Source organism: Kineosporia sp. A_224 (genome assembly GCF_002198655.1).
Lineage (GTDB): Bacteria > Actinomycetota > Actinomycetes > Actinomycetales > Kineosporiaceae > R-H-3.
In genome coordinates, this window is the sequence record NZ_MWLN01000193.1 from 1 (window position 1) to 8,066 (window position 8,066).

Below are 8,066 nucleotides of genomic sequence, written 5' to 3' on the forward strand. Positions count from 1 at the left end.
GCGCGGCCAGCAGCAGGTCGGCGCCGGGCCCGCCGCCGACCTGCTGCTGGCCGCGCGGCCGCCAGGCCCGGTGCTCGCCGTCCCCGTGCTCGTCGCCGCCGGCCGGCTCGACGAGGCGCGCGGCGTCCCCGGCACCGCGGCACCCGCCGCGCTGCGCCTGCTCGCCGCGGCAGCGCTCGCCGCCGGTGACCCCGTCCAGGGTCTCGCCGCGGCGATCGACGCCGCCGAGGCCGCCGAGCGGACCCCGCCGGCCGCCGTCCTGCCGGACACCCCGCATGCCCTCGGTGCCTGTCTCGCCGTCGCCGCGGGCGACGTGGGGACGGCGGTCGAGCTCCTCGGGCGTGCGGTCCGGCACGGCACCGGCGGCCCGGCCGCCCAGGACCGGCACACCCTGCTCCTCGGCTGGGCCCGGCTGCGGGCGGGCCGGCCGGACCCGGAGGCAGGCCCGGGCGGGCAGCCCGTCGACGCCGGTGCCCCGGCGGACCCGACGGGCCGGGACCGGGTGCTCCGGGCCGCCGTCCGGGCCGGTCGCGCCCGGCGCAGCGGCGACGTCGCGCAGCTGCGCGCGGCGTGGCCGGAGGTCGAACGGGTCCTCGCCCGCGGCGTCCTGGACCTGTTCCTCCTCGAGCCGGCCGAGGAGCTCGCGGTCGCGGCGGCCCGGCTGCGCCGCGCGCACCGCGCCGAGGCGGCCCTGGCCGGGTTCGAGGCGACGGTCGCGGGCCTCGGGTCACCACCTGCGTGGGAGGTCGCCCTGGGCTGGCTGCACCTGCAGGTCGCCGTCGCCGCCGACGACCCTGGGGCGGCGGCGGCCGCCGCCTCGCGCGTCGCCGCGGCGGGGCCGGGAGGGCACCGGCCCGCGGCGATGCAGCAGGCGGCGCCGTGCTGGGCGGACGTCCTCGCGGGCCGGGTCGACGCCGACCGGGTCGTCGCCGCCGCCGACGCGCTCGGCGCGGCCGAGCTGCCCTGGGAGGCGTCGAGGCTCGCCGGCGACGCCTCCCAGGGNCTCCCAGGGCAGCTCGGCGCGGCCGAGCTGCCCTGGGAGGCGTCGAGGCTCGCCGGCGACGCCGCCGTCCGGGTCGCGGACGCCGTCGCCGCCCGGCGGCTGCTCGAGCGGGCCCGCGACCTCGCCGCCGAGCTCGCGACCCCCGCGCCGACCGTCGTCACCGGGCCCGCCCCGGACGGGGACGGGGCGCGCCGGGCCGGCCTGTCGGACCGCGAGGTCGAGGTCGCCCGGCTCGTCCTCGACGGCCGGACGCACCGCGAGATCGGTGCGCAGCTCTACCTGTCGCCCAAGACCGTGGAGCACCACGTCGCCCGGATCCGGACCAAGCTCGGTGCGTCGACACGGGCCGAGTTCGTCGCCGCGCTGCGCGGGCTGCTCGGCGGCGGTATCTCACCCCCATAGCCCCCCTCCGAGGAGGGGGAGTTCCCCGATGTCCGGGGGGTCCCGCCGCACGCAGAGTTGAGCCATCAGCCCAGCCACCCCGGCGGGCGACCTCCCGAGGAGACGACGATGAACGTGACAGCCGAGGCGGCCCAGGTCGCTCAGATGTTCCTCCACGCGCTGCAGAACGCGGTCGGCATGGGCCCGGACGAGGCGCTGCAGTCCGCGAAGCTCGAGACGGGCGTGACGGACGACCAGATCGACCAGGCCGACATGGGCGAGGTCTTCGACTACATGTGCGGCCAGCCCGGGCTCGACCCGCACCTGCAGGGGTTCCTCACGAACCAGGCGAACAACTACAACAGCTACGGCAACGTCAACCAGGGCGGCAGCACCTACTCCGGCGGCGGGGGCGGCGGCTACGGCGGCGGTGGCGGCGGTGGCGCGGCCGGCGGCGCGAGCAACGCGCAGATCGTCCAGCAGGTCACGCAGAACTACAACTACCAGGAGATCAACGACAACCACATCGACATCCTGGGCCCGGTCAACGGGAACATCGACATCGACCAGGACAACGACGACATCGACGTCGAGGGCGACGGCGCCGCCGTCAACTCCGGCGACGGCACCCAGAACGCGGCGACCGGCGACGGGTCCTCGGCCGCCCAGGGGAGCGGGGCGCAGTCCAACTCCGGCGACGGCGCCGTCCAGGGCGGCCTCATCGTCGGCCCGACGAACACCGGTGAGTTCACGGGCAACCAGGTCCTCGGCGGCGACGTCGAGAACAGCCCGGTCGGGGACGGCACCATCGTCGTCGACAACGAGAACGGCACCATCGACGACTCGGCGCTCGGCTTCGGGTCCGGCGACACCGGCAACGCCTCGGGCAACTACCTCGAGGAGGGCTCCGCGTTGTCCGGCACCGGCGACGCGACCGGGCAGAGCGTCGACACGAACGTGCAGTCCGACGTCAACGAGGAGCACGGCGACGGGCACCAGCTCGACGTCGACGGGCTCGGCGGCGGCGGCGGGATCCGGACGGTCGACCACCAGCCGGAGCTGCGCGAGGTCGACAACGGGCACGACGACGACGGCGGCATGGGCGGCGGTGGCGGCGACCACCAGTCCGACAACTTCTCGCCCGTGGTCGACGTGAACGTCGAGGGCGGGGCGGGCGACCAGCACGTCGCCGACGACGACATGGCCGACGCCTGACCGGCGGCGACCACCCGCGGCAGCGGGTGCCGGCTCCCCTCGCGGGGACCGGCACCCGCTTCCGCACGTGAGACACCTGCAGCACCGTGGACAGCGACGGACCGACGGACGAACCCAGGGAGCGGGTATGGCGCAGCAGACGCCGGTGCAGGCCCGGCCGGCCCCCGGCACGGACGCCGTGGCGACCGCGCGGTCGGTCGTCGAGCACGGCCTGCGGGCGTGCGAGGCGTACTCCCGGCCCGACCTCGCCGACCGGCTCACCGCCGCGCAGCGCCGGCTCGCCGACCCGGGCACCCACGTCGTCGTCGTCGGGGAGTTCAAGCAGGGCAAGAGCTCCCTGGTCAACGCGCTCGTCGGCGTCACCGTCTGCCCCGTCGACGACGACGTCGCGACGGCGCTGCCGACGTACGTCCGGCACGGCGAGCAGACGGCGGCGAACATCGTGCTCGACGGCGACCCCCCGCAGCGCGAGCCGATCGCCGTCGACCAGATCCGGCTGCACGCCGTCGAGGGCGGCGGCGACGCCGGCGCCCGGGCCGACGGCCGCCGGGTCGCGGGCGTCGAGGTGCTGCTGCCGCGCTCGATGCTCGCGAGCGGGCTCGTCGTCGTCGACACCCCGGGGCTGGGCGGGCTCGGCTCGACGCACGCGGCGGCGAGCCTGGCCGCGACCTCGATGGCCGACGCGGTGCTCTTCGTCACCGACGCCTCCCAGGAGCTCACCGCGACCGAGGTGGACTTCCTGCGCCGGGCCCGCGACCTGTGCGGGACCGTCCTGTGCGTCATGACGAAGACCGACTTCTACCCCGCATGGCGCCAGGTCCGGGACCTCAACACCGCGCACCTCGTGCGCGAGGGCCTCGGCGAGGTGCGGCTGCTCACCGTCTCCTCGGCGCTGCGGACCCGCGCCGTCAAGACGAGCGACGCCGCGCTCAACACCGAGTCGGGCTTCCGTGAGCTGGTCCGCGTCGTCACCGAGGACATCGGCGTCGGCGCGGCGACCCGGGCCGCGCAGGACGCCGCCCGCGAGGTCGTCGCCGTCTGCGAGCAGGTCGCCGGACAGTTCCGCTCCGAGCGCTCGGCGCTCGCCGACCCGGCGTCGGCGCAGCGCGTCATCGACGACCTGACGGAGACGAAGTCGCGCGTGGAGTCGTTGCGCACCAACGCCTCCCGCTGGAACCAGACGCTCAGCGACGGGATCTCCGACGTGAGCGCCGACATCGAGCACGACCTGCGCGGCCGGATCCGCCGGGTCGTCAACGACGCCGACGACGCGCTCGGCGCCGGCGACCCCGCCGACTCGTGGCCGCAGATGGAGGGCTGGTTGCAGTCCCGGATCTCCTACGAGCTCGTGGCCAACTACACCTACCTGCGGGACCGGGCCACCGACGTGAGCGCCCAGGTGGGCGAGCACTTCCGGGAGGTGTCCGGCGACGACCTCGGCCTGCTCGCCGTCTACAACCCGACGCCGCTGCTGAGCCGCACCGAGTTCAACCCCGACATCAAGCTCGAGCGGATGACCGCCCGCAAGCAGACGATGGTGGCGCTGAAGGGCAGCTACAGCGGCATCCTCATGTTCACCATGCTGCCCGGCCTGCTGGGCGTCACCGGGCTCGCCCCGATCGCGATCCCGATCGGACTGCTCATGGGCCGGGCCGGGCTGCGCGACGAGAAGCGGCGCCAGCTCACGCAACGCCAGGCGCAGGCGAAGAACGCCGTGCGGCGCTACTGCGACGAGATCCAGTTCGTCATGGGCAAGGACTCCCGCGACACCCTGCGCCGGATCCAGCGCCAGCTGCGCGACCACTACACGGCGCGCGCCGAGGAGCTCAACCGGTCGACGTCCCAGGCGCTGCAGTCCGCCACCGAGTCGGTCAAGCGCACCCAGGCGGAGCGCGACCGACGGGTCAAGGACCTCGACGCCGAGCTCGGCCGGCTCGCCCAGCTGCGGCAGCGGGCGGAGGCGGTGGGCCGATGACCCTGATCGACCGGACCCGCGGCGTGCTGCAGCGCGCCGCCCTGGCCTACCGCGGGACGCCGCACGAGGCCCGGCTCGTCGTCACCGCCGCCCGGCTCGACGCACCGCTGCGGGTCGCCGTGGCCGGCCGGGTGAAGTCCGGGAAGTCGACGCTGCTCAACGCCCTCGTCGGTGAGCGCCTGGCCCCGACGGACGCGGGGGAGTGCACCCGGATCGTCACCTGGTACGGCGACGGGCACACCTACCGGGTCATGCTCCACCCGAGGACCGGCGAGCCGCGGCAGGTGCCGTTCCACCGCGAGGACGGTGCGGTCGAGGTGGACCTCGGGGGGACGCCGCCCGAGGACGTCGACCAGCTCGTCGTCACGTGGCCGTCCCAGGCGCTGCGCACCGTGACGCTCATCGACACCCCCGGCATCGGCTCGCTCAGCGAGGCGGTGAGCCGGCGCGCGTGGGAGGTGCTCGCCGCGGAGGAGGACGAGACGCCCGCGGACGCCGTCCTCTACCTCATGCGGCACCTGCACTCCGGCGACGTCGAGTTCCTCCGCGCCTTCCAGGACACCGAGGTGTCGCGGCCCAACCCGGTCAACGCGATCGGGGTGCTGTCGCGGGCGGACGAGATCGGCGTCGGCCGCCCGGACTCGATGGCGTCCGCGCGCCGGATCGCCGCGCGGCTGTCGGGAGACCCGCTCGTGCGTCGCGTCGTCCAGACCGTCGTGCCGATGGCCGGCCTGCTCGCCGAGAGTGCCGTCACCCTCACCGAGACCGAGGTCGCGCACCTGCGCCGGATCGCCACGCAGCCGCCGCGCACCGTCGAGGGGCTGCTGCTCTCGACGGACCGGTTCCTCGAGCAGATGCCCGAGCTCGGCCTCACGTCGATGGAGCGCCAGCACCTGCTCGACCGGTTCGGGGTCTTCGGGATCCGGCTCGCCTCCACCCTGCTGCGCCGCGACGGGGTGACCGCGACCGACCTGTCCCGCGACCTCGTCGCCCGCAGCGGCCTCGACGACCTCAACGGCGTCCTCGCGTCCCTGTTCTACCGCCGCCGGGACGTCCTCAAGAGCCGGTCCGCGCTGCTCGCCCTCGACCGGCTCCTCCACGAGCACCCGGTCCCGGGCAGCGTCGCGCTGTCCGGGGAGCTCGAGGAGATCACCGCGTCCGCCCACCCGTTCAACGAGCTTCGGGTGCTCTCCGCGCTGCGCGCCGGGTGGGTGGCCGGCAAGCCGGAGGTGCTCGCCGACCTCGAGCACCTCATCGGCGGCACCGGGACCGCCGTCCACGAACGGCTGCGGCTCGACCCGGAGGCGGGCCTGCCGGAGCGGACGGCGGCCGCGGGCCAGGCGCTCGCGCGCTGGCAGCGGCGCGCGGAGAACCCGATGACCCCGCACGAGCTCGTCGTCGCGGCCCGGGTCGCGATCCGTTCCTGCGAAGGGCTCCTCGCCGACCTGGCCGTGGTCCGGTGAGCGTGCGCCCGCCCTCAGCCGGCGTCGTGGACGTCGTGCGCCTGCGCGTCGGGTCCGTCGTCCGCCCCTTCGTCGGCGAGGTCGTCGGCGAGGTCGTCGGCGAGGCCGTCCAGCGCCGAGCCGGCCCCGAAACCGTCGTCGAAGCCGAGGTCCGCGTCGGCGTCGTGCACGTCCACCGGGTGGCCGGCCGCCGGCGTGCCGAGGTCGGCTGCCGGAGCGCCGAAGGCGTCCGCGTGGTCGAGGGTCTCGAGCGGGTCGAGGTCGTCGGGGGCGAACGCGTCGTCGGCGTCGCCGGCCCCGAACGCGTCGTCGGCCGGTGCCTCGTCCGTCAGATGGTCGGCCTGGTCGGCCCGGTCGGCCCGGTCGGCCTGGTCGGCCGGGGCGTGCGGGTCGGTCAGCGCGGCCGGGACGTCGAGCAGGTCGGCGGCGTCGAGGTCGTCTCCCGCGAGGTCGTCGGCCACGAGGTCGTCCGCCACGAGGTCGTCCGCCACGAGGTCGTCGCCCGGGTCGAGCGCGACCTCCGCGTCCCACGGTCCCGCCGGGGCGCTCGTGAGCAGCGCCAGCCTGTCGTCCGCGCCGTCGGCGGCGGCGAGGTGCTCGGCGACCTCGGCGGGTGCGGTCCCCGCGTAGCCGTCGATCGCCGTGCGGAGCAGGTCGTCGCTGAGATCGTGGCCCGCCGCCGCCAACGCCGCACGCGCCTGGGCGGCGTCGCTGCCGGCCAGGTCGGCGAAGACGTCTCGGAGGGGGCGCACCGGTTCCATGCCTCCACTGTAGGAACCGACCCCGGGGGTCCGATGCGGGGACTTCCCCCAAGACACCCCTACTCCCGCGTTCCTAGCATCCTGCTCACCCCCCACCCCGGAGCGCTGTGATGTACGCACTCGGTATCGACCTCGGCACCACGTTCACCGCCGCCGCCGTCTGGCGCGACGGCCGCGCCGAGGTGTGCTCGCTCGGCAGCCGCGCCGCCGCCGTGCCCTCGGTCGTCCTGCTCCGGGAGGACGAGACGATCATCACCGGGGAGCCGGCGAACCGGCGGGCGCTCTCCACGCCGCACCGGGTGGCGCGCGAGTTCAAGCGCCGCCTCGGCGACGTGACGCCGATCCTGCTCGGCGGCGTCCCGTACTCCGCGGAGGCCCTCATGGGCCGGATGCTGCGCGCGGTCGTCGACGAGGTGTCCGCGCGCGAGGGCGGCGCGCCGTCCGCGGTCTGCGTGAGCCACCCGGCGAACTGGGGCCCGTACAAGACGGACCTGCTGCGGCAGGCGGTCCGGGTCGCGGGGCTCGACGACGCGACCTTCACGACCGAGCCGGAGGCGGCGGCGGTCTTCTACGCGCAGCAGCAGCGGATGCCCGACGGCGCCGTCGTCGCCGTCTACGACCTCGGCGGCGGCACGTTCGACGCCGCCGTGCTGCGCCGGGCCGGCGACGGGTTCGAGATCCTCGGCCGCCCCGAGGGGATCGAGCGGCTCGGCGGCATCGACATCGACGCCGCGGTGTACGCGCACGTGGCCCGTGCCGTCGGCAGCCCGCTCACCGACCTCGACGAGGACGACGGTGCCGCGGTCGCCGCGGTGGCCCGGCTGCGCGAGGAGTGCACCCAGGCGAAGGAGGCGCTGTCGGCCGACACCGACACGACGATCCCGGTGCTCCTGCCGTCCTTCTCGACCGAGGTCCGGCTCACCCGCGCCGAGCTCGAGGCGATGGTGCGCCCGGCGCTCCAGGACTCGATCGACGCCCTGCGCCGGGCGCTGCGCTCGGCCGGCGTGAGCCCCGAGGAGCTGCACTCGGTGCTCCTCGTCGGCGGGTCCTCGCGGATGCCGATCGTGTCCCAGCTCGTCGGCGCCGAGCTCGGCCGCCCGGTCGCCGTCGACGCGCACCCGAAGCACGCCGTCGCGCTCGGCGCGGCCAGGCTCGCGTCGGACGCGCTCGGGTCCCCGGCCGTGGCGCCGGTGGTGGCCCCCGTGGTCGCGCCGGTCGTGACACCGCCCGCGGCCGCCGTCCCGGCCTCCGCCCCGGCAGCCGCGGCC

General features: G+C 75.8%; 6 protein-coding genes. 5 read left to right on the forward strand and 1 reads right to left on the reverse strand.

What is annotated here, in order from left to right:
- The first annotated feature begins 1,204 nt into the window (after window positions 1-1,204).
- From EDJALFJO_RS36535 to EDJALFJO_RS21955, 4 genes are all read left to right on the forward strand, one after another.
- On the forward strand, window positions 1,205-1,405 hold the full coding sequence (locus EDJALFJO_RS36535; protein WP_369812568.1) for a helix-turn-helix transcriptional regulator: 201 nt from the start codon (window positions 1,205-1,207) through the stop codon (window positions 1,403-1,405).
- 108 nt (window positions 1,406-1,513) lie between these two features.
- Window positions 1,514-2,599 carry a hypothetical protein gene (locus EDJALFJO_RS21945; RefSeq protein WP_088288455.1) on the forward strand — a complete coding sequence of 362 codons (1,086 nt, stop codon included), beginning with the start codon at window positions 1,514-1,516 and terminating at the stop codon, window positions 2,597-2,599.
- 127 nt (window positions 2,600-2,726) lie between these two features.
- The gene (locus tag EDJALFJO_RS21950) at window positions 2,727-4,574 is read left to right on the forward strand and encodes a dynamin family protein (RefSeq protein WP_088288456.1); all 1,848 of its coding nucleotides are present in this window, start codon (window positions 2,727-2,729) and stop codon (window positions 4,572-4,574) included.
- Complete coding sequence (locus EDJALFJO_RS21955; protein WP_088288457.1) at window positions 4,571-6,037, forward strand: dynamin family protein; 1,467 nt, start codon at window positions 4,571-4,573, stop codon at window positions 6,035-6,037. The genes EDJALFJO_RS21950 and EDJALFJO_RS21955 overlap by 4 nt, the downstream gene beginning before the upstream one ends.
- A gap of 14 nt (window positions 6,038-6,051) precedes the next feature.
- On the opposite strand, the gene EDJALFJO_RS21960 is transcribed toward EDJALFJO_RS21955, so the two are convergent.
- The gene (locus EDJALFJO_RS21960) at window positions 6,052-6,798 is read right to left on the reverse strand and encodes a hypothetical protein (RefSeq protein ID WP_088288458.1); all 747 of its coding nucleotides are present in this window, start codon (window positions 6,796-6,798) and stop codon (window positions 6,052-6,054) included.
- Window positions 6,799-6,908: 110 nt separating this feature from the next.
- Here EDJALFJO_RS21960 and EDJALFJO_RS21965 point away from each other — a divergent pair.
- Window positions 6,909-8,066 (forward strand): Hsp70 family protein (locus EDJALFJO_RS21965; protein ID WP_143448699.1); only part of this gene is annotated, 1,158 nt, incomplete at its 3' end.